At 34.0% G+C, this 21832-nt stretch carries 18 protein-coding genes, 3 tRNA genes and 1 pseudogene; 4 read left to right on the plus strand and 18 right to left on the minus strand.

Annotated features, from left to right (window positions below; genetic code table 11):
- Window positions 1–117 precede the first annotated feature (117 nt).
- The 4 genes from nadE to LDM90_RS07595 all read right to left on the minus strand — a co-directional run bounded on the left by nadE (window position 118) and on the right by LDM90_RS07595 (window position 4325).
- Entirely contained in the window at window positions 118–948 is an 831-nt protein-coding gene (gene nadE / locus LDM90_RS07580) for an NAD(+) synthase (RefSeq protein ID WP_034980699.1), read from the minus strand.
- Window positions 945–2423: a nicotinate phosphoribosyltransferase gene (locus LDM90_RS07585; RefSeq protein WP_223897500.1), complete on the minus strand. Its 1479-nt coding sequence runs from the start codon at window positions 2421–2423 to the stop codon at window positions 945–947. Before LDM90_RS07585 ends, nadE begins: the two co-directional genes overlap by 4 nt.
- A 76-nt stretch (window positions 2424–2499) precedes the next feature.
- The gene (locus tag LDM90_RS07590; protein WP_223897498.1) at window positions 2500–3591 is read right to left on the minus strand and encodes a glycosyltransferase; all 1092 of its coding nucleotides are present in this window, start codon (window positions 3589–3591) and stop codon (window positions 2500–2502) included.
- Between the two features lie 2 nt (window positions 3592–3593).
- Window positions 3594–4325, minus strand: a complete 732-nt coding sequence (locus tag LDM90_RS07595) for a WecB/TagA/CpsF family glycosyltransferase (protein ID WP_223897496.1) — start codon at window positions 4323–4325, stop codon at window positions 3594–3596.
- A 124-nt stretch (window positions 4326–4449) separates the two neighbouring features.
- On the opposite strand from LDM90_RS07595, the gene tagD reads away from it, so the two are divergent.
- Window positions 4450–4836: a glycerol-3-phosphate cytidylyltransferase gene (gene tagD, locus LDM90_RS07600; RefSeq protein WP_223897494.1), complete on the plus strand. Its 387-nt coding sequence runs from the start codon at window positions 4450–4452 to the stop codon at window positions 4834–4836.
- A gap of 41 nt (window positions 4837–4877) precedes the next feature.
- Here tagD and LDM90_RS07605 read toward each other — a convergent pair whose 3' ends face one another.
- The gene (locus LDM90_RS07605) at window positions 4878–5576 is read right to left on the minus strand and encodes a GntR family transcriptional regulator (RefSeq protein WP_034980690.1); all 699 of its coding nucleotides are present in this window, start codon (window positions 5574–5576) and stop codon (window positions 4878–4880) included.
- Window positions 5577–5657: 81 nt separating this feature from the next.
- On the minus strand, window positions 5658–6773 hold the full coding sequence (locus tag LDM90_RS07610) for a hypothetical protein (RefSeq protein WP_223897492.1): 1116 nt from the start codon (window positions 6771–6773) through the stop codon (window positions 5658–5660).
- 380 nt (window positions 6774–7153) lie between these two features.
- Here LDM90_RS07610 and LDM90_RS07615 point away from each other — a divergent pair, with 380 nt between their 5' ends.
- A complete protein-coding gene (locus LDM90_RS07615; protein WP_223897490.1) occupies window positions 7154–8884 on the plus strand; it encodes a BspA family leucine-rich repeat surface protein in 1731 nt (576 codons plus the stop codon).
- A 38-nt stretch (window positions 8885–8922) separates the two neighbouring features.
- On the opposite strand, the gene LDM90_RS07620 is transcribed toward LDM90_RS07615, so the two are convergent.
- The 7 genes from LDM90_RS07620 to LDM90_RS07650 form a co-directional block, all read right to left on the minus strand.
- Window positions 8923–8994: transfer RNA gene (locus tag LDM90_RS07620), tRNA-Gln, on the minus strand.
- A gap of 7 nt (window positions 8995–9001) precedes the next feature.
- Window positions 9002–9083 (minus strand) — tRNA-Tyr (locus tag LDM90_RS07625).
- A gap of 56 nt (window positions 9084–9139) precedes the next feature.
- Entirely contained in the window at window positions 9140–10327 is a 1188-nt protein-coding gene (locus LDM90_RS07630; protein ID WP_223897488.1) for an aminotransferase class I/II-fold pyridoxal phosphate-dependent enzyme, read from the minus strand.
- A 169-nt stretch (window positions 10328–10496) separates the two neighbouring features.
- Window positions 10497–11225 (minus strand): glycerophosphodiester phosphodiesterase family protein, encoded by a 729-nt coding sequence (locus LDM90_RS07635; protein WP_370520803.1) that lies wholly within the window; start codon window positions 11223–11225, stop codon window positions 10497–10499.
- 171 nt (window positions 11226–11396) lie between these two features.
- Window positions 11397–11468: transfer RNA gene (locus LDM90_RS07640), tRNA-Gln, on the minus strand.
- An 89-nt stretch (window positions 11469–11557) separates the two neighbouring features.
- On the minus strand, window positions 11558–12073 hold the full coding sequence (locus LDM90_RS07645; RefSeq protein ID WP_198213924.1) for a GNAT family N-acetyltransferase: 516 nt from the start codon (window positions 12071–12073) through the stop codon (window positions 11558–11560).
- An 81-nt stretch (window positions 12074–12154) separates the two neighbouring features.
- A complete protein-coding gene (locus tag LDM90_RS07650; RefSeq protein ID WP_223897486.1) occupies window positions 12155–13213 on the minus strand; it encodes an SEC10/PgrA surface exclusion domain-containing protein in 1059 nt (352 codons plus the stop codon).
- A 983-nt stretch (window positions 13214–14196) separates the two neighbouring features.
- Between LDM90_RS07650 and LDM90_RS09505 the strand changes: the two genes are divergently transcribed.
- Window positions 14197–14313 carry a hypothetical protein gene (locus LDM90_RS09505; protein ID WP_223897530.1) on the plus strand — a complete coding sequence of 39 codons (117 nt, stop codon included), beginning with the start codon at window positions 14197–14199 and terminating at the stop codon, window positions 14311–14313.
- Between the two features lie 465 nt (window positions 14314–14778).
- Here the strand turns inward: LDM90_RS09505 and LDM90_RS07660 are convergent, their stop codons facing one another.
- The 3 genes from LDM90_RS07660 to LDM90_RS07670 all read right to left on the minus strand — a co-directional run bounded on the left by LDM90_RS07660 (window position 14779) and on the right by LDM90_RS07670 (window position 17580).
- Window positions 14779–15456 (minus strand): ABC transporter ATP-binding protein, encoded by a 678-nt coding sequence (locus LDM90_RS07660; protein ID WP_198213921.1) that lies wholly within the window; start codon window positions 15454–15456, stop codon window positions 14779–14781.
- Window positions 15453–16691 carry an ABC transporter permease gene (locus LDM90_RS07665; protein WP_223897484.1) on the minus strand — a complete coding sequence of 413 codons (1239 nt, stop codon included), beginning with the start codon at window positions 16689–16691 and terminating at the stop codon, window positions 15453–15455. Before LDM90_RS07665 ends, LDM90_RS07660 begins: the two co-directional genes overlap by 4 nt.
- 499 nt (window positions 16692–17190) lie before the next feature.
- Window positions 17191–17580, minus strand: coding sequence for a hypothetical protein (locus LDM90_RS07670; protein WP_223897482.1), 390 nt, complete (start codon window positions 17578–17580; stop codon window positions 17191–17193).
- 748 nt (window positions 17581–18328) lie between these two features.
- On the opposite strand from LDM90_RS07670, the pseudogene LDM90_RS09510 reads away from it, so the two are divergent.
- A pseudogene (locus tag LDM90_RS09510) lies at window positions 18329–18442 on the plus strand (IS3 family transposase); the annotation flags it as partial.
- Window positions 18443–18539: 97 nt separating this feature from the next.
- Here LDM90_RS09510 and apf read toward each other — a convergent pair.
- Both apf and LDM90_RS07685 read right to left on the minus strand, forming a co-directional pair.
- Entirely contained in the window at window positions 18540–19229 is a 690-nt protein-coding gene (gene apf, locus LDM90_RS07680) for an aggregation-promoting factor (RefSeq protein WP_187155078.1), read from the minus strand.
- A 682-nt stretch (window positions 19230–19911) separates the two neighbouring features.
- Window positions 19912–21831: a fructose-specific PTS transporter subunit EIIC gene (locus LDM90_RS07685; protein ID WP_223897480.1), complete on the minus strand. Its 1920-nt coding sequence runs from the start codon at window positions 21829–21831 to the stop codon at window positions 19912–19914.
- Window position 21832: the final 1 nt, after the last annotated feature.

The raw sequence follows: 21832 nt of genomic DNA on the forward strand, positions 1-21832 counted from the left end.
TCTTTGAACTGCTAATCTTAAAAAACATATCTTAAGTTATCAGTAATTGTACTACTTGCACAGTTTTTGTCAACGTGCAGCTAAATTTGAATGCCTTAAAGTATTCTGCTTTCAAATCTACCTGCGATAAAAATCATCAAAAACTGTTACAGGCAAATGTCTCTTATGTTCACTTTTACGCCAGAGCGACTCAATCTTCTCTGCAGCCAGTTCAGATACAGTACGACCTTCTAGGTAGTCATCTACATCCTTGTAGCTAACTCCCAGTGCAGTTTCATCCGGTAAGCCTGGCTTATTTTCTTCCAAATCTGCCGTTGGCGCTTTTTGGTACAAGTGCTCTGGACAATTTAAAAATTTAAGCATCTGCTTGCCTTGCCGTTTATCTAAACGGAAAAGCGGTGTCAGGTCTGCTGCACCATCGCCATATTTAGTATAAAAACCGCTAAAATTTTCAGCCGCATGATCTGTACCAACTACCGCACCATTGTGAGCACCAGCAATAGCGTACTGTACAACCATACGTTCACGAGCCTTAATATTACCCTTGTTAAAATCTGTGATCTGCTGTCCAGCTTCATTCAAACTGGCTACCAAAGCATCAACAGCAGGTTTAATATTGACTATTAAATCCTGATCGGGTTTTTGAAATGCCACAGCATCAGCTGCATCTTGAGCATCTGTTTGAACGCCATAAGGTAAACGAACTGCAATAAATTGATATGAACTATCGCCCGTTTCATCACGCATTTCGGAAATTGCCATTTGGCACAGTTTTCCTGCCAACGTAGAATCCTGCCCCCCTGAAATACCCAGCACATATGATTTTAAAAATGTATTTTCTTTAAGATAATCCTTCAAAAAATTAACTGAGCGTCGAATTTCTTTTTGAGGATCAATTTGGGGTAAAACATGTTCATATTTTATAATTTGTTCTTGCAATGGCCTCAATGTACGGTATCTCCTTTGTTAATACTTGCACGAATATCCTGAATGATGTTCATTTTACTGTCATACAGATCTTGAGAAAGATCAACAGGGTATTCCTGTGGGTTCAAACTTCTTTTATATTCATCCCAAAGACCATCTAAATTAGCAGCACAAAAGTTTTTGATATCTGTTAATTTAGGCTTGTGATATTTCAATTGGCCATTTACAAAAATATCTTTTAAAAGCGGCTCAGCAGTATAATCAGTTACCACTTTATTGATATAAGTATACTGGGGATGAAACATGTAAAGTGAATCAAATTTTCGCGGATCCACACCAGCCCGTGCAATCCAGTCACCTTCATTTTTCTTTTCAGTATTGGCTGAAATACGCCAAACCTGCTTTTTACCTGGAGTTGAGACTTTTTCCACATTCGAAGAAATTTTTAAAGTATCACGCATATGGTGCTGATCATCTTCAATTGAGACTAACTTATAAACGGCTCCTAAAGCGGGCTGGTCATAAGCAGTAATATATTTAGTGCCAATACCCCAAACATCAATTTTGGCACCTTGCATTTTCAAACTTGTAATCGTGGTCTCATCCAAATCATTTGAAGCAAAAATTTTGGCACTGGTATAACCGGCATTATCCAGCTCGCGACGAACCTGCTTAGAAATATAAGCCATGTCACCAGAATCTATACGCACGCCTTGAAAGTTTATCTTATCTCCCATTTCATTGGCAACACGGATAGCATTTGGTACGCCGCTTCTGACAGTATCATATGTATCTACAAGAAAAACGCAGTCCTTATGCGTTTCTGCATAAGCTTTGAATGCTTCATATTCACTGCCAAATGCCTCCACCAATGAATGAGCATGTGTACCAGAAACAGGAATCCCAAACAACTTACCTGCACGAACATTGCTTGTTGAGTCAAAACCACCGATATAAGCTGCACGAGTACCCCAAATTGCAGCATCTGCTTCCTGTGCCCGTCTAGTACCAAATTCCATGACACCGTCGCCTTGCACGGCCAGCTTGACACGAGCTGCTTTAGTCGCTAATAAGGTTTGATAATTAATAATATTTAAAATGGCAGTCTCAACTAATTGACATTGAGCTAATGGTCCTTCAACTTGAAGCAAAGGTTCGTTGGCAAAAGCTATTTCCCCTTCGGGCATCGACCTCACCGTAAGCTTCATTTTCAATTGGCGCAGATAATCAATAAAATCATCGTCATAGCCAATCTCTTCTTTTAAATACTTCAAATCGCTTTCTTTAAATTTTAAGTTTTGCAAGTATAAAATTACGTGTTCTAGTCCTGCATAAACAGAATAGCCATTGCCAAAAGGTTCTTTGCGGTAGTAAACCTCAAAAACCGCATTGCGTTCTGAAATTCCTTTTTTAAAATAGGTATACATCATGTTAATTTCATACAAATCTGTATGAAGGGTTAACGAATCATCTTTATCCAATTCTTGATAAAACATTCTGTCCTCTTATTAATCCACTAATATTTTTTGTCTTATTATAAACATTTGTGGATTTTTTAACAATCTTGTCAATCTATGCGATCGTGCTGTATACCTGCAAAATGCTTTCCAACTGCTTCTTTAATGAAAAATGTCGTTCAACATAATTTTTTTCACGCTGAGCCATTTCTTTAAGCAGCTCTTTAGGCGTGTCTATAGCTCGCCTTAACTGAGTGCAAATCGAATCTACATCACCAATATTAGCTACAAAACCATGCTTTTGATCCGGTATCATTACCGTAATATCACCTACAGCAGTCGACAGCAGTGGCAAAAGATTGTCACTTGCTTCCAGTAGCACTAAGGGAAAACTTTCTGAATATGAAGTTAAAACTGCTAGGTCCATACGTCGATATAAATTTTTTAATTGTTTATGCGTCATAAACCCTTGAAAAATTACTTGTGGACCCAATTTTAATTGTTGCGCCAGATTTTTTAGGGAGTTTAACTCCGTACCATCCCCAACAATAAATAAATGAACATTGGCATTATTTAGTTTTTTTAATGCTTGTAGCAGCAACGCCTGACCCTTAACTTTTTCGGCTCTGGCAACATTTACTATATTAAAATTGGGATGTTCATATTTAGCAGGAATCTGGCTGTCTTCATGAAAAAAAGTGCCATTATATATTACATGTACTTTTTCCGGGTTAATTTTTACTTTTTTAATTAATAAATTAGCAAACTTTTTGGTGACAGCAAAAATACAATCTGCTTGGCTAATTGCATGCAAATTAACTTTGGTGAATATTTTGCCCTTTAAACCGCGACCAACAAAATCAAGATAGGGGTCGGAATGAACAGTTATGCACCATTTAGCTGTAATTTTTCGCCTAATTAAAGACAGGAAAAGATTTGCCCTAGGTCCGTGAGTATGAACTATATTAAAGTTTCCCTGATTAATGAAATTAGCAAGCTTATTCAAGCCACCTAAATCATAACGACTTTTTATCCCCAAAACTTGTACATCCAGCTTTGCCGTGCGAGCAGCTTGAGCAACAGGACCATCGGCTAAACATAATAAAGTAAAGTTTTGTTGCTCATTTTTAGCTTCTTTTAGCAAATTAATGATGTGGGTCAGGCCGCCGCCATTTTCAAGTCCAGCATTAACGTGCAAAACTTTCATAATTATTCTTTCCCTTTTTTCGACTGGTAAACTTCGTGAACAAAATGTGGTAAAACCATCATTCGCTTTAACCGAGAAGGATTTTTAAGAAGACGATAAAACCACTCTAAATGAACAGTCTGCCAAATTTGAGGAGCTCGTTTGACTTTGCCTGAAAAGACATCAAAACTGCCTCCCACTCCCATCATAAGCGCAGGTAGCAGATTTCTCCGCAAAACAGACAAGAGCTGTTCTTGACGAGGGGAACCCAATGCAGCAAAAACCAGGTCAGGTTCTGTACGTTCTATCTGGTAGGCAACAAGTTCCAAATCTTCCTTAAAATAGCCGTCCTCAGCTCCTACCAACTGAATATCAGAATAGTCCCTGGCAATTTTTCCTTGAATATCATGAATTACCTCTGGTCGAGCCCCGATAAGATATACTCTTAAGCTGCGTTCATTTGCCAACTTCATTAACCAAGAAAATAGATCATAACCTGTTACCCTTTCTTTAAGCGGCTCTCCTAATATGTGACTTGCTTTTACAATTCCAATGCCATCAGCGGTGATATAGTCAGCATCATAAGTTAAAATCTTCATAAATTCAGGATTTTCATTAGCTGACATAACAATTTCAGGATTGGCAGTAACTATAAAGGTTGACTGATGTGCATTGATTCTACCAACGAATTCATTTTGAAACTGGTTAAAACTTTTATTATCGAAACTAACTCCTAAAACATTTACTTTAGTCATAACTATATCTCCTAATCCTCAATTTACTTTATTTTATCAAAATAATATCAAATTGAGGATACGCTTTACCTTTTCTATAAATATGATACTATTAACTCGTCAAATTGATAGGAGTACTGGAACTATGAAAAAAATAATTACTTATGGTACATTTGATTTACTGCATTATGGTCACGTCCGCCTGCTGAAACGCGCCCGTGAATTAGGGGACTATCTTATTGTGGGATTATCTACCGATGAGTTCAATCAACTCCAAAAACACAAGGAATCGTATAATAGCTATGCTGAAAGAAAATATATTCTTGAAGCTATTCGTTACGTGGACCAGGTTATTCCCGAAAAAGATTGGGAGCAAAAGACAAGTGATATCCAAAAATATGATATTGATACCTTTGTAATGGGTAATGACTGGAGTGGTAAATTTGATTTTTTAAAATCATACTGCAATGTAGTCTATTTGCCTCGCACTCCAGGAATTTCCACTACTAAAATTAAAGATGATTTAAAATAAAAAAGAACTCTGAACTAACTAACAAAGTTAATTCAGAGTTTTTATTTTGCAAAAGTAAATTCAAAACGATCTGCAACATAGCTGGCTCTAGTGTACTCAAAAGGTACGCCATTAGAAAGCTCTGTTACTTGCAAACGAGTAATTAACGCTTCACCTTTTTTTGCATCAAGCAATCTAGCTGCATTCTCGTTTGCTACAGCTGCAGAAATATATTCGGTTACACGTCCTATTGTATAACCACTTTTTTCTAAAGTTTGATATAAATGTGAAGAAATATCAGCTTTTGACATATTTAAAATCAAACTATGCGGAATAGATACTACTTCATAGCAAATTGGAACATCATCTGCATAACGAATACGTTCCATTCGCAAAACTTCTTGTGTATCATCTAAATCCAGTCGTTCCATCTCTGATAAAGAAGGTTTGCCAAAACGATAAGAAATCAACTTACTAGAGGGTGTTTGACCATTTGCATGCGTAATATCGGTAAAGGACATGATTCCCGACATTTTTTCCTGCACTTTTTGGTTAGCAACATATGTACCGCTACCAACACGTTGCTCTAAAATACCTTCATCTTCCAAAGTTTTAATTGCCTGTCGCAACGTCATGCGGGAAACACCAAATTTTTGGGCTAACTGCCTTTCGGCTGGAATTTTACTCCCAACTTTGTAATTATGATTTTCTATTTCACGTTTAATTTGATTATGAATCTTGATGTACATTGGTTCTTCCATGAATGCACCCCCATTACACATCTTTTTATAATTCAAATTGGTCTACTCTGCATGATACCTTACAAATTAAAAATAATCAACTTAATTCTTTTTAGTGGTCCACTTCATACCCCATAAGCGAAATTCAGCATTTTGCCCACATTCTACCGTTATTGAATCATCACTTGTAGCAATCACGCTGGCATGCAAGTGTGCCTGATTTTCCACAGCCAGATTTGCACCATTAGAATTAAAGATAAGATCATGTCCTTCAAACTGAGCCTGATCGCTTAGAGCTAAGAAATACTCATACTCATTGCCACCATTGAACGTTACACGTCTTGAATTGCACTCAACCTCATTCTGAAAATCAGCATGATTGGCAATAACAGAATTGTTAAGTGTGATCTTCGCTTCACCTGTGGCAATTAAGCGGTTTATTCTGCTGTTCTGGATTATGATATGTGGGTTTTTCTCGCAGTAAAAGCCACCTTTAAACTCACTGCCAATGATATTAATCCAAGTCTCATCGGTTATAAACATTCCTGTATCCTCTTGCGACAAAAGCTTGCTGTTAAGCATGTTTACCCAAGCCTGTCCCTGAATAAGAAGTGAGGAAACAACGGTGTTATTTATATCTAATTCAACATTTGATTTTTTAAAAGTATCAATACTGCCATGAATACGAGAATTATTGATAATAGCAGTGCCATGCCCTTCCAGTGCCAAAGCTCCAATATCCTGAACAACATTCTTGATAGTCGAATCATTCATTTCCAAGCGAAAATTGGAATCAGCAAATAAAGAAACAGAGCCATTCATAATTACTGTCGAAAATAACTCCAGTGTTACTTTACCGTTAGCAGCTATTGTAGCCGTATCACCACCAAAGCCTTTGACAATACAGTTGCGTAACGACAAAAAAGTATTAGCTTCAGCAGGTATAAACAAGCTGTTGGCATCATTTACAGTATTAACACACAAATTTTCTAAATTAACAAATTGACTGCCGGCATCTACATTCAGATAACCCAGAATTGTTGTGTCTTCAGGAAGATTGCCAGTTCCTTTAATAGTGATATCAGATAAAAAAATTCCCGCAGGTATTTCATAAAATCCTGGTTCCAAAAGCAATACATCATCAGCACGCAAATCATTTAAGGCATTATGCCAGCTAATTTCTTTACCTCCGGCACCAACTCGCACAAGTCTTGACATATATTTCCCTTCTTAATCAAAGTTAGCTCCTCTATTGTACTATTACTACACAAAAAAAGGTTAAACTTAACGATTAGTTTTAAATAAATAAAAATCATAATTTCTAATAATATTATTCTATATTTTTTAACATATGTATTCAAAAATGATTATTTAAAAATTTTGTTTCATAGCAAATATATACATTTTTATAAATAACGTTTTTATACAAAATAGCATTTTTAAATATTATTTAACCATAAGTAATAATAACTTTTTTCAATTATTTAAAATAACAAAAAGCTCTTATTTTACCAAATAAAAAGTTTGACCAACATCAATAAATACTGTATACCCTATTATAAAGGTAAATGTATAAATTACATATAGAGGTTTTAATTATGCTAAAGTCAAAACACAGAATGGGGAAAAATAACAATTATTATTTTGCAATAAATAACAAATTTAAATTATTTTCTTATGGTATAATTGCAAGTGCTTTGTTAGGAGTTTCGTTAGCGGCTAGTGAAAAATCGGTATATGCCAATACTAGTGAAACTTCTACTACGACTAAAATTTCTACTGACACAAATTATTCATTCGTGAAAAATAACAAAAAAATTAATTCACAAGAGGAAAAGAATAACAATCATGGCAAGGATAACGAATGTGAATGGACTTTTAATCCAAGTACTAAAACACTGACAATTAAAGGTGGAATACTGTCTTCTAAGCCAATTAGTCAGATAATTAACGCTAATGAAGTTCACTATATTGCTTTCGAACAGGTAATAGCAGATTATGGTTTACCCCTTAAAGTTCAACTCGCCTACAATTCAAGTGGCAAATTTGCTAATCTACCTAATTTAGAAGGATTCATTAATATTGAAAATGTAGATGCTTCCGAAACTAGTGATTTGAGTAGTTTATTTGCAAATGATTCCAAACTTACAGCATTGGATTTAAGTACATGGACTACAATCAATAACAGAGATATGAACAGCATGTTTAAAAATGATGTAAGTCTAACCACAGTTAATATGGATAACTTTAGAACAGATAGTGTTTTCGATTTTAGTCATATGTTTGAAGGTGCAAGTTCATTAGCAACTCTAAAACTTGCTAACTGGAAAACTGGCAACGTTAAGAACATGAGTTACATGTTTAGTGGGATTTGTGCAGCCGATTTGAATGATATTACAAAATGGCAAACTTACAACGTAACCAACATGAGTTATATGTTCAAAAATTCCAACATAAATCAATTAAATTTGAGTTTTTGGGACACTGGCAACATCTTTGAAATGGCTAACATGTTTGAAGGCATGGGAAAAAATTTAAATGGCTTTATTCTTAGCTTAGGCAAACATAGACTCAAGTCTGACGCTTTTACTAATATAGGAAATGAAAAGTTTATACCAGTAGCTGGTGGCAATGTCGCTCAACCTGCAGGAAAACCTATTACAGTTGCAGAATTAGCTAAATTATATGACCAAGAAGATGCTAAATGCCCCGCTGACACTTATGTGACTCAACCTATTTCATGGACAACCGGAAATATTGATTTAGATGATACTGTTAATGATATTCATATTCCAGTAAATAAGAATGATATTAATCATGGGAGCAGTAAGTCTATTCCAAATACTGGTTCGTTCCCTGCTGCAGTTAATGGAGAGCAACCAGCCTTGGCTAATAATAAAACAGTGACTCCAGAAGTAAGAGTAGCTAATTCTTCTAGTTCCGAAGCGCAACAAGCTAAAGAGGTAGTTAAAACTCCTTTTACACTTTATTATCCAGCTCAAGTTTATGACAAAAATGGCCAACCCGTTAAAGGGTTTAAACTTAAAGCAGGAATGATTGTTGAAACTTTTGGTACTAAAAAAATTAATGAATTAGAGTTTTACAAACTTGGTGAAAATATATACGTTAACACTCAAGATGTTACTGGACAAAAGAAAAAAATTAAGCATAATTCATACGTTTATAACAAAAAAGGCAAAAGAATCCGCAAATTGCTGGTAAAGAAAGGCAAATCAGTTCGGGTTTATGGCAATCCGATCAAAATTAAAAAGAAGCTTTACTACGTAATTGATAAGAATAAGTATATCAAAGTTAATAACATAGCTTAAACAAACAAAAAGACAACTCTAACGAGTCGCCTTTTTTATTGGGTTAGCTGGATTCGAACCAGCGCATACTAGTACCAAAAACTAGTGCCTTACCGCTTGGCTATAACCCAGTGATAATGGAGGAGGGTGGATTCGAACCGCCGAACTCAGAGAGAGCGGTTTTACAGACCGCCGCGTTTAGCCACTTCGCTACTCCTCCGTCACGCACGTTAATTATAATACCGAAAAACGTACGTGATTGCAAGCAAAATTTTCTTAAATATTACTTCTTATTTTTTTAACGAACTTTTCTAGTCGCTTCAGTCCTTCTTCAATTTGATCCATTGAAACAGCGTAAGAAAATCTAATGTAACCTTCTCCGCCTTCACTAAAACTGGAACCTGCTGTAACAGCAACTTTTGCCTTGTCAACCAGCTCATAAATAAATTTATTATCATCCTGTTCAAAACCATCTGGTATTTTAGCAAAAATGTAGAATGCGCCTTGGGGTTTAGCACACTCAAAACCTATTTTGGTTAGGCCGGAATACAAAGCATCACGCCGCTTTTGAAATTCTTCTTTCATTGGCAGTGCGTCATCCATACCGTTTTTAAAGGCTTCTTCAGCTGCATCTTGCATAGGTGTTGGCTCAGTAGTAACTATTGCTTGGTGAACTTTTGCAATTTGTTGCAAAATATTTTTAGGCGCACAAACAATACCAATTCGGTAACCGGTCATGGCCCATGACTTGGAAACGCCGTTCATTAAAATTACTTGGTCATGCAATGATTTTTCCATTGAAGCATGTGGTTGATCATAGTTCAATTCACTGTAAATTTCATCACATAGTGCAAAAATTGGCTTATCACGAATGACATCCGCCAAAGCATCCAATTCTTCTTGACTATACATTACCCCAGTTGGATTTGTAGGATAATTCATAACCAACATCCGTACCCGGTCTCCGTACTTGTCAATTACCTTTTGCAATTTTTCAGGTGTCAGCTTAAAACCGTCATTTGCTGTATTTACTTTTACGATTTCAACGCCTTCATTAATAACGCCCTCGTCAGTCATATAAAGTGGAAATAATGGAGTTGGCACAACCATAATATCGCCAGGATTCAAAGTAGCCAACACAGAATCAAAAATTGATTCAGTTACGCCATTGGTAACCAAAACCTCAGTTTCTGGATCATAGTTTTGCCCATATTTTTTTCTCAAAAACTGGCTGGCTGCCTTGCGTAAGCCAATAGTTCCATTTGAAGGAGCATAGTGAGAGTGATTTTCATCAACTCCTCTTTTGGCAGCCTCTTTGATATGATCAGGAGTGTTAAAATCAGGCTCACCAAGCGTGAATTTTACAACATCTGGAATCTTGCCGGCGTAATCTGAAAACTTCAAAATTGGATTAGAGGGAGCATCAGCTAAACCTTTTCGTACGTATTTAATTAAATCTACCATATTTTTCACCAAACTTTCTTTTCAATTATATAGATTATACCTTTAATAAAATTATTTTTCTACAATATTTTTCTAATTATTAACTAATTTTACATATAAAAACACCTTTAAACTGTATAAGTTAAAGGTGTTTAAAAATCAACTATTTTAATATTTCGTATAGGTTAGCTTATCCTTGAATTTGATCACGTAATTTAATCATCATAGGGTAGTTATTAGTAAAAATTCCTGCAACATGTTTTTGAAAATATTGTTTAGCAATTTGCGGGTCATCAACAGTCCAAATTCGTTCTGTAACTGCTTCCTGAGCTGGCAGTAATTTGCCTGGGTGAATACCAGCAAAATGGTTATCCTTGACTAATTTAGCCGAATTAACTACTTCTTCGTCAGTCAGGTAGCAATAGATCTGGTTAGGATCAATTTCCTGGCAATTTTTTAGTGTGACATAATCAAATGAAGAATAAATGATCGGATAAACGAAGTGATAAAGCTGTGCTAAGCTTAATACAGTTTTTTCAATACCACGGTAATGAATCACTCCAGTTTTAAGTTCCAAATTTATTTGAATATTTTTATTTTCAAGTAGTTCAAATAATTCTTGCAGAGTTGGAACCGGCTCACCATTTGACAAGTGCAGCTGCCTCAATTTCTTAAGCGTAAAATCCTTAATATACCCAGAGCCATCCGTTGTCCGGTCAACTTTTTCGTCATGCATTACTACCGGTATGCCATCTTTAGTTAAGTGAACGTCAAATTCAATCCCCTCTGCTCCATTTTGAACAGCATTGCGGAAGCCCTCCATTGAGTTTTCTGCAAACTTCACGGGATATCCTCTATGACCAAATACTACGGTTTTATTTTTGTCATTATTCATACTTTTGTGTTGGTTAAACCTCATAAAAATAAAACATTACAAACCAAACATAGAGGATATCATAAACCCTTTTCCCTGATTTTTAAATAGTAAAAGCTAAAAAATAAAAAATTTTTTGTGCATTTTCTAAACAAAAAAAGAAATAGTTCTTATTTCAGAACTATCATCTTTCGGGTTGGGTGTTCGTAAGAACAATTGGGTTAGCTGGATTCGAACCAGCGCATACTAGTACCAAAAACTAGTGCCTTACCGCTTGGCTATAACCCAATACCATCTGAGCTTTTACTTGTATGCTCAACATTTAATAGTATAGGAAATTGTGCTCTGCAAGTCAAGAGAAAACAGCTTTTTTCTTGCTATAAATTTAGTTCATATGCGTTTCTAGCGCCATTTTCAGTTTGATCAACCTGAACAATTCCCCGATATTCAAACCCTAAACTTTTAATCAGACTCTGCATGCGCTTATTGACCTCATGTGTATCAATGCGGAAATTATGAATGCCCAGCATCAATCCTCTCGATATCAAGTTTGACATCATAAACTGACTGAGGTGCTGACCGCGAAATTTTGTGCTAATTGCAATTCTGTGAATAGTGGCATATTGTTCATCATTATTTTTCCAAGCACCATCTATTTCACTATAATTGGGATCAGCCGTTGTTAACAAAACAGCAACTCCCGCTATCTCTTTATTGGCAACAAGACAATATGCACGCTTTAAAGCAATATCTTCTGCAAGCATTTCACGGTTAGGAGAGCCATTTTGCCACTGAGGATTGCTGTCTTCTTTTAGCAATTTTTTTGCTTGATCAATAATTTTCATAATTTGGTCCAAGTCTTTTTTTTCAGCCAGGCGAATATAAATTAACATTTTATTTTCCTCATTACTTTCAAAATTTTATTTTAAAAGTAATTATACAATAAAAGCAGTCTATCACATAGACTGCTCTTATTATGGCTGAAAACCGCTATTATACTTTTTACTTTTAACTACATATGTAGGAACGCTAATAAAATGCATAGAACAAATATTATCATTATGAGAAATACTAAATCCATAATAGTTGTAATCACCATCATGAAGTGTACCTTGGGTGTTAAACAAATCCCCAGCATGTTCCCATTCCTGGTAATAATTTTGGTCAGATCTTTCTTCTTCACCACTGCCAACGTAACCAAAAATCATTTGTTTCAAGCCAAAATAAACACTTTTCTTTAATTCAGTCATGGTCATTGTAGGACTAATATTATAAAAACCGGCCATGTCTTCAACAAAATTATCGTCAAGGTTAAGTCCATTGGCATGACAAGCACGAACAATTCCAGGAACATAGTGACTGTCTTTAATTGTTTTATTATTTTTGCTATATTCCAAAGCAATATCAGCTGCTAATTTACCAGTTCCATTGCTTTCAACCCAAGGAGATAAATTCAAATCATTCCTTGCTTCATTAATAAGGCGAAGAGAAAAAGCAGTTAAATCTCCAATTTGCTTAGGTGTAAGCTGATTTAGGTCAACCTGAATTGCATCATCAGCTTTACTTTCAGATACTTTGAGACGACTAAAATCATTAGTTTTCATCCCTTGCATTGAAGCATTAATAAAATTCTTGCTGGGTTTACCATGATAAGCGAGTAGCAACTCAGTTTTAGTGTAACCCTTCGGTAATTTCATTCTTGCCTGGGTATATACTCTTTTGGTGCTCTTTTTAACTACTTTAACATCTTTAGCTAAAATCCAATGCGAATTGTTACCAATTTTATAGGCCGTTCTTTTTTTCTTACCAATTTTTTTCTTGGCACTATATGGATACTTGTATTTAGATTCTGCATAAAAATTAGAATGTTTTCCTGAAATTTTATACAGGCGAACTTTTTTCTTCTTTTTTACTTTAACATAGCCCTTGATAGTGGCTGCTGTTACTTGTTCAGCTTCGCCTATAGTTATTCCTGGAATAGTGATTAAAAAAATAATATTAACTACGGCAATAGCAAATTTGCTTTTCTTCATATTCTTCCTCGAGAGTTTTTCTAAATTGGCTCTTTATGGTACACATTTTAATTCTAAACTTATTATGAGAGATTGCCAATTAAATTATTTTTTCAATTAAGAAACATTTTGTAATATTTTTAGCTTATTTTAAATAAAAGCGGTTATGAGTAAATGTCGATTACCAAACATACTAGTTTCCAAAATGATTTTTTAAGATTAAGTTACCTCTACCTAAATAGAAGTATTGACCAGATACAAAACTTTGAAGCAAATATTAAGTTGCAAAATCTCCCAAAATTGATCTATTTTTTGTCTTACAACTGAAATTTATACCTCTCAGAAATATTATACTGCTTTCCTATATGTACAATGTTCTTATTTCCATCTTTAAAGCCTATTTTTGATAATAACAAAGGAAAACGAAAACCAACAGACTTCTGCAAAAAATCTAGCTTCACTCAAACTTGCTATGGCAATACTAATAGCTATGTCCCGCGGCTTTACTTCTTTTATGTGATATTGGCTGTGTAAAACCTAATATAAAGACTTGCTTAAGTCAACCTTTTCCAGTCCAATAAAGCGAAGCAAAGGAAAGTAGTTGCATTCTAATAACACAGGTTCACCATTACCTAAATTTAACCATTCGTTCAATATAAAGAGCCGTCTTTGCTTTTAATCTTGATTTTATTTTGCCTGGTTATTCTACTTTTTTACCTTAATTACTTGTGCACTGGCTTTAAAACTTTCGTTAGCCTCACGACTGTTCGTAAGACTCTTAAAATTTTAAGTGAAGAAAATTACTTTATTAAGCTTTCTGATAAAATAACTTTTGTTTCTGACAAAAGTAATGAAATTAAAATTCAAAATCAAAAATTTTCAAGTTTAACAGACAGTACCGCTAGGACTGGCAAAAAATTTCTAATCGTCTAAGTAACATCAAAAGTGTTATGAGTAATGATAAACAAAATACATTTCTCTAAACTACTAGTGAACAGCAAAAAATAGAAATTAAACGTTTGAGATATATCGATGACATTCCATTCTGCCTTGAATGGATTTATCTTGGTCCAAAATTTGAAAACATTAAAACGGGAGATCTTAACATGCCATTATACTAAATTTCACAAAACAAATTTCATATTCCTAGTAAGGGTAAGAGAACTTTTAAAATTGCGGTTGCAAACAGAGAAGAATCTTTTTTGCTTAGTGTTGACAAAAAACACCATTAATGCGAATTAAGGATCTAGTCTATAATGATCACAACTTCCTTTACACATAACGCGAGAAATTATTCGCAGTGATAAATTTACATATGCAGTTAATCATTAAGTTTAAAAACTAAAAAAATTAAACACTATTAATACTATAAAATGAATAAGAGAAAGATTTCTTTTAGAAAATCTCTCTCTTATATGAGCTATAAAGCTAAATATACTGCAAATGCTATCAGTATAATTCCTACAAATAATAAACTTAACCTAATTTCCTTAGCAAAGTTCTTCTTTAAACAGAGAATAACTAATATCAGTCCTAGTATAAAAGATAGGCTCATTATTCCAAATCCCATAGTTACGCCACTTTCTTTAATTTACTTTCGTAATTTTCCCATTACTAAGTCTAAATATATTTTCGTGCAGTGCAGCAACTTCTTTATCATGCGTCACTGTCAAAATTGCTTTACCTTCATCTTTTATCTTTTTAAACAGCCTTATGATAGTTTTAGCGTTTTTTTCATCTAGGGACCCAGTAGGTTCATCTGCTAATACAATTTCTGGATCATTAATTAGAGCTCTAACAGCAACAACTCGTTGCTTTTGTCCACCTGATAAGGTATTTGGATTTCTTGGGAGGAGAGAATCTATATCTAAATATTGAGCCAACTTATGCATTCTACTTATAATTTTTGCTTTGTTCTTTGCTTTTGAAGGCAAATAAACTGTGGGCAATAAAATATTTTGTTCTACTGAAAGTCTTTGAATTAAGATTGGTTCTTGTAATACAAATCCAATTTTTGTATTGCGTAAATGTGATAATTTTTTATCGTTGCACAGTGATAAATCTTGCCCTGCAACAATAATTTGACCATTGTATGAATTATCTAGTGAACCGATCAAATTCAAAAAAGTTGTCTTACCTTCACCAGAAGCACCAATTAATGCTGTCATAGAACCTTTTTCTAAAGAAAAATCAATATCCTTTAAAATAAATTTATTTTTTTCAAAGCTTTTACTTAAATGTTTAATATTTACTACTTTACTCATGAGTCGCTCCCCATTCTTAAGGTTAAAGGTGATTTATTAAATTTATAAATAATTAACATGGAGGAAAAAGTACCTATAACCAATAATATTAAAAAACTAAGAATTAAGCTGATTGATTCTATTCTAGGAAGAGGAGATGATAAAATTATTTGTGTTTGATCATCAAAGCTATCTGTTGCTAATACATAGGAATTTCTAACCGCGTAGATAGTAACTGGTATGAATGAAAATATTGTAAGCAATAACTGATACAGAAAAGTTATGATATACAAATGATATTTTCTCAACCCAAGTGAAATTCTAATTGCAATTTCTTGTCTTGATTCTGATAAACTTTTCCAAATATTCCATAAGAATAATCCTATGAAAATTATCAACATGACCAATGATAATACTAGGTATAATAAAGCTCTTGAGTTGTAGGTCGAATAGAAAAATTTAATGTTTTCTTTTATTGAATAAAACTTAACATTACCAAGGTTTTCTTTTCTAATAGTTTTAGATAGTTTTGAAACTTTAGTTTTAGAAGTATTGTAGATTAATAAATCTTGATACATTCCAGTTAGTTGATCTACATTAATATGCTTCTTATCTTTATCAGTCAACGGTCTAAATATAGTTTTATTGAGCATATAACTTCCATCCAACATGTAAGCCGATGGTAATCTTGTATTTTCTTTCAAGATGCCAATAACTTTATAAGTTTCTTTTTTCCCAACTGGCTGATTTAAATCCTTAAAAGTTGATCCGAGTTTTACTTTCCTTAATCCTGCACCAACTATCACTGGTATCTCTTTTTTATTACCAATATAATCTGATTTTGAAAACAATCTCCCCTTTTTAACTTTAAGAGGATAAAATTTAAAGAAATTACTATTAATTGTATATATTTCTATGTTTCTATATCCATTTGGCATATCAATTTGATCTGACCAACTAGATGAATAATCATAGTTATGATCAATATAATTAAACAATTTCTGTGCTTTTTTATTCGATCTTTTAGAATTTTTTTCGTCAAAAATATAATCAATTTGATCACTACTCGTTTGGTCATTTCCCATAAATACATCTTTTTTAATTAATTGTTGTAAATCGTTCTTGCTTTGTAAGACATGTAAGTTAGAACGGATAAGAGTATAGGAAATGAAACTAAAGGACACCATAGTAACCAAAGTTAAGAGGACTAAAACCACACGTTTTAAAAATACATTTTTAATAAATTCACTATACACTATTTTGAGCTCCCTTTTATAAATTAAGTTTTAATAAGAGTAATAATCACTAGTATGCTTAATCTAAGCATGCTTGTCACAATAAAAATTAAGTAAAGTTTTTCAAAAATTGAATATATACACATAATAATTATGCAAATGAAAATTACAGTAACAAAATTAGTAATCATTAATAATGACGTGCTTTGATACTTCATGCGTCGTATTGTTGATCCAACTATAATTCGCACTTGTTTCTCTTTTCTTGTATGTTCATCTAAGTGATACATGAAGAGAAGAGTAACAGTGTTAAGAAATATTGGGATAAATAGGACAAGAATATTGCTATTAAAAATCAGTTGCAAAGTACCAGGAATATACTTGGGAGCAAGATTATTCAAAATATATAATGCAATTACAATGTTGTTTAATAATTCCGTCAAAAAGCTATAACAAAAATCAGTTGACTTTAAAACATTTTTATTCACTAATAAATCAAAACCTTACTTACAATAATAAATTATTTAAACTTATAATAAAATCTCGTTTTTGGTGCATGCGGATTAAAGCTGTCCCAGCAATGAATCTTAACTTGAATTTTTTCAGATTTTGGGTAGTGTTTACGATATTTACCAAGGTTACCAACGGATGAAGTTTTATTTTTTGTGATGGTCTTACCCCCTCTAGTATATTTCGCAAATCCTCTCTTAGTATGAGTAGCATAGTGGGGATAGAAGTATACGCCACCATGATAATATACATTCAAAGTTTCAGTACTCCATGCACCTCTATGTGCTGTTCCAAATTTAGTTGTACGTGCCATTACAGTAGTGACACAAAATAAACTAAGGAAAACTAAAGTAATACTTCCGATAAAACTAATAATATTCTTACGACTAATATGTTTCATTTATTTCTCCTACAAGCTTAATAATAACAGCTGTTATATATCTATACTATTATATATTTGTGCAAAAGTAAATAATTTTTTAGTCAGTTTTTGAAATATATATATATATATATATCGAAAGCGCATGGATGTTTTGACGAATTGCGGTGTAATTAAACTATAAAACTAACAAAATTTTCAAAAAACGTGCTAGGCTTTATTAGAAATCTGCTCTATCAGTTAATGCAATAACTAGCTATTGCAGGTATTAAAAGTGGTTATATTATTGACTTAACAAATAGGAGATACATTGTTAAAACGAAATTAATTTACACAAACTAAATTAAAAACAAGCATTGGGTTTTATTAATAAGGCCTCTAAATTTAGGAGATATTTTTTGCTAAACTATCTAAGCAAGTTAAAGTTGAAATCTATCACTTTTCATTTTTATCAAATTAATTTTGGTGAATTAAGTCGAAGTTATCCAGTTAGAAGGGCCAATATTGTTTACTTGCTAGCAATGATTGCACCTCATGCCCTAGCTATTTTAGACCAGACTTATATAAATGACTTTAAGGAGCAAGCCCTCGGAAAACGAGCAAGTTGACAATACTTAAGCACCTAATTTCAAGAGTAGCTCAAAAATCATGTCTTTAGCCAATCAACGGCACGAAAAAGCAATTTTCATAATGAGGGAATAATGAGAAAGTTTCTTCGGCAAATTCAAATGAAATGTTTTACAGTTTTGAAAAGTAGTTTGAAAATTTCAATGAACTTAAAGAAGTAATCAGAGACTACATTGAGTATTACAATCAGAAAAGAAGTAAGATCAAACTAAAAGGACTAACTCCGATTAAATATCGGCAGTTAGTCCTCAATTAACAACTAATAAAGTATCCTAATTTTAGTGTTCACATCAGTTTTTCAACCAGTGTCTGCTTACTTTTTTAAATATTCTGTTTTTAAACTGACTAACTAATTAGTACCAGCCATTAGCTTGCCAGAATTGTTTAGCTGCTGCCCATGAGCCGTAACGATTAGTAACGTAGTTGTTAGCAACACGTTCTTGGTTAGCAGCTGAATAGTCTCCGTTAAGGTATGCAGCAGAAAGCTGATATTTACCAATATATTGACCATTTTGTGCACTGTATGAGCCACCAGATTCACGACTGGCAATCCACGACTTTGCTCCAGCCTCTGAATCAGATGAAGCAGTTGTGTAATTAATATTTGTAGCTGCAGTATTGTTAGTATAATTCGTAGTTTCTACATTATTAGCATTAGAAACTGTACTGTTTTCTGTTTGACTGCTAGTTGCAAAGTTTTGAGATTCATTTACTGGATGATAGCCTTTATTAACGTATTTAGCCTTAACCCATTGGTTCTTGCCTAAGTCATACCACTTGTGACCCTTTTTATCGTAAGCAGTTTTAATGACTTTCCAAGAAGAATTACTTGGTAAAATTTGCCCAGTAGCTTCAGGATGTTTGTAACTGTTCCACACGCGAATTGAATTGCCATCAACGTAGTTAACTGTTACAACTGCTGCATCATTTTCTACTGTAGCTGCTTGAACGTCATTTGCTTTAACGCTAGTCATAATTGCAACACCTGAAGCAGATAATGCTGCTACTGCTGCTGATTTAACTAAGATAGATTTTACCTTCAAAAAAATTCTCTCCTTAAACAAAAATCTATAATATATTTCTCAAATTGAGTATAGTAAAATATTATTCAATTTGATACTATATATGGTACTACCTCAAAATTGCAGAATCATAACAAGAATATCACTCAACCTTTAAGAATTAATTACCTAAATTGTTAAAAATGTCACAATTGTAATACAAAGTTAACTGCTATTTAATTCAAAAAATGTAATTAGAACAGGGTCACAAAGCTAATTATTGGTTTTAAGAACATTTGTTTGTAAACCACTCTTTAAAGAAAAAGAAATCACCTTTGCAACATAAATGAAAAACATTAGCTAGCTTTGCATATTTATGCTATAAAAGTGATATAGTTAATTTAAAATTTGGTAGAAAGGAAATTACAGAATGAGTAAGTTTGAAGTCACATTGGACGAAAAAGATTTGCAGATGCTTGAAGATTGCCATTCAAAAAATCCTTCAATTATGAAGGCATTAAATGAAGCAAAAAAGGTTGAAGACTAATTGTTTAAACCAGGAAGCATTAATATGCTTTCTTTTTTTGTGCTTTTAGTATAACAGCTACCTGTAAATTAATATGAATAGGTCCGACTATAAAATTTAAAAGTGCAAACGAAATGAGGTTCGTAAGTTAGAAAACTTGCGGACCTCACTTTATTTAGCCTTGTGCTTTTTTATATATTAATTATTTTCAAACAAATTTTGAATTTCTGCAGGCGTATTAGCTGCTTTTAACTTGGCAATAAAGTCTGCGTGAGTCAAAAGCTTGGCAGTATTTGATAAGTATTGCAAGTGAGCATTACTATCGACTTGTGGTATCAGAAAAGAAATAACCGTGTCAATCTTCTTACCATCTAATGATTGCCAATCAATCGGTTGTTTGAGTTTTAAAACGATCATTGAAGACTTGGCAATTGCTGCTGATTGGGCATGGGGAATGGCAAAACCGTCCGTCATCCCCGTAGAACCTTCTTTTTCACGTTTAATGTAACTATTGTAAACAGCTTCGCTGTCATTAGCCAAATTGTTTTTAACAGCAAAATCTGCTAAATACTTTAGCGCTTCCTCACGATTTCCAACATCAACACCAACTTTAATATTTTGTAAGTCAAGAATATCACTTGGATCAAAAGTTTCTACTTTGCTTTCTGCTTGTTGGTCAGTTGGGCTATCAACACTAGGCGCAATTGCAGAGTCAGTTGCAGTTGCTAAAGCATCTTTTTTAGCAAACCTGCCAGCTATTAGAGCTAATAAGGCACCAGAAATAGCCGATCCAATCAGAATCCACAATACCCATAAGAATGGTTTATTAACTAACGGCAAAACAATAAAGCCACCGTGAGGAGCAGGCACACTGATTTTTGTGAGGTAGGTTAAAACTGACGCCACTGAAGAACCAATCATAAAAGCCGGGATATTCCATAACGGGTGTTTAGCAGCAAATGGAATTGCACCTTCAGTAATATGAGTTGATCCCAGTAAAAAGTTGACATAACCAGCTGCTCTTTCACTTTTAGAATATGCTTTGGGATTCATTAATACTGCAAAACCTGTTGCAAGTGGCGGAGCTATACAAGCAGCAGAAACTCCGGCCATAAAGTAGTAGTTTCCTTGAGCCAGTAATACCGTACCTGTAACATAGGCAGCCTTATTAATAGGACCACCAAAGTCTGCCGCACACATTATGCCAACAATAATTCCTAGCAGGGCAGGATTAGTATTTTCAAAACCTCTAAGCCAGGACATTAGACCTACATTAAGTGCTTTAATTGGAGTATTTAACAGGTACATAATTGATCCTGTAATTAGTACGCCAACAACAGGTAAAAGAAAGATTGATTTTAAGCCTCTAAATTTATCATCTGGTAGAGGCTGAAACAGTTTCTGCAGTCCTAAAACAACAATTGCTGCCAGATAACCGCCAACGATGGCTCCTAAAAAGCCACCGCCGCCATTAAAAGTAATAAAGCCGGCAGACAATCCGACTACGAAACCGGTCCGTTGAGCCAAAGCCTCAGCAATATAAGCTCCTAAAACTGGAGCCATCAAGTTCATAGTAGTACTACCAACGGTGTTTAACATTGCTGCAAATTGATTGTATTCACTGCTTTTAGGATTAGCCGAATCAATTCCCCAGAAAAATGAGATAGCTATCAACACACCGCCGGCAACAACAAACGGCAGCATATGAGACACACCATTCATTAATGATGTATAAATCTTATTACCCAGTTTTTGATTCCCAACATTCTCAGTATTTGCACCTTTAGCTGTTTGCCCTTCTTTATAAATAGGAGCCGCTAATGCTTTCTTAATTAAATCATCTGGTTCTTTGACACCTCTTGCAACAGGAACTACAACTAAGCGTTTGCCCGCAAAACGATCAAGTCCAACATCAATATCTGAGGCAACGATTACGGCTTGCGCATCTGCAATTTCTGCACTTGTTAAATTATTTTCAATACCCGTTTGACCGTGTGTTTCAATTTTTATGGTATAGCCAAGCTTTTCTGCAGCTTTTTCCAGCGCTTCTTCTGCCATAAATGTGTGGGCAACGCCAGTTGCACAACCAGTCGCACCAACTAAATCATATTTAGCCACT

The sequence above is a fragment of the Lactobacillus huangpiensis genome, assembly GCF_019972815.1.
Taxonomy (GTDB): Bacteria; Bacillota; Bacilli; order Lactobacillales; family Lactobacillaceae; genus Lactobacillus; species Lactobacillus huangpiensis.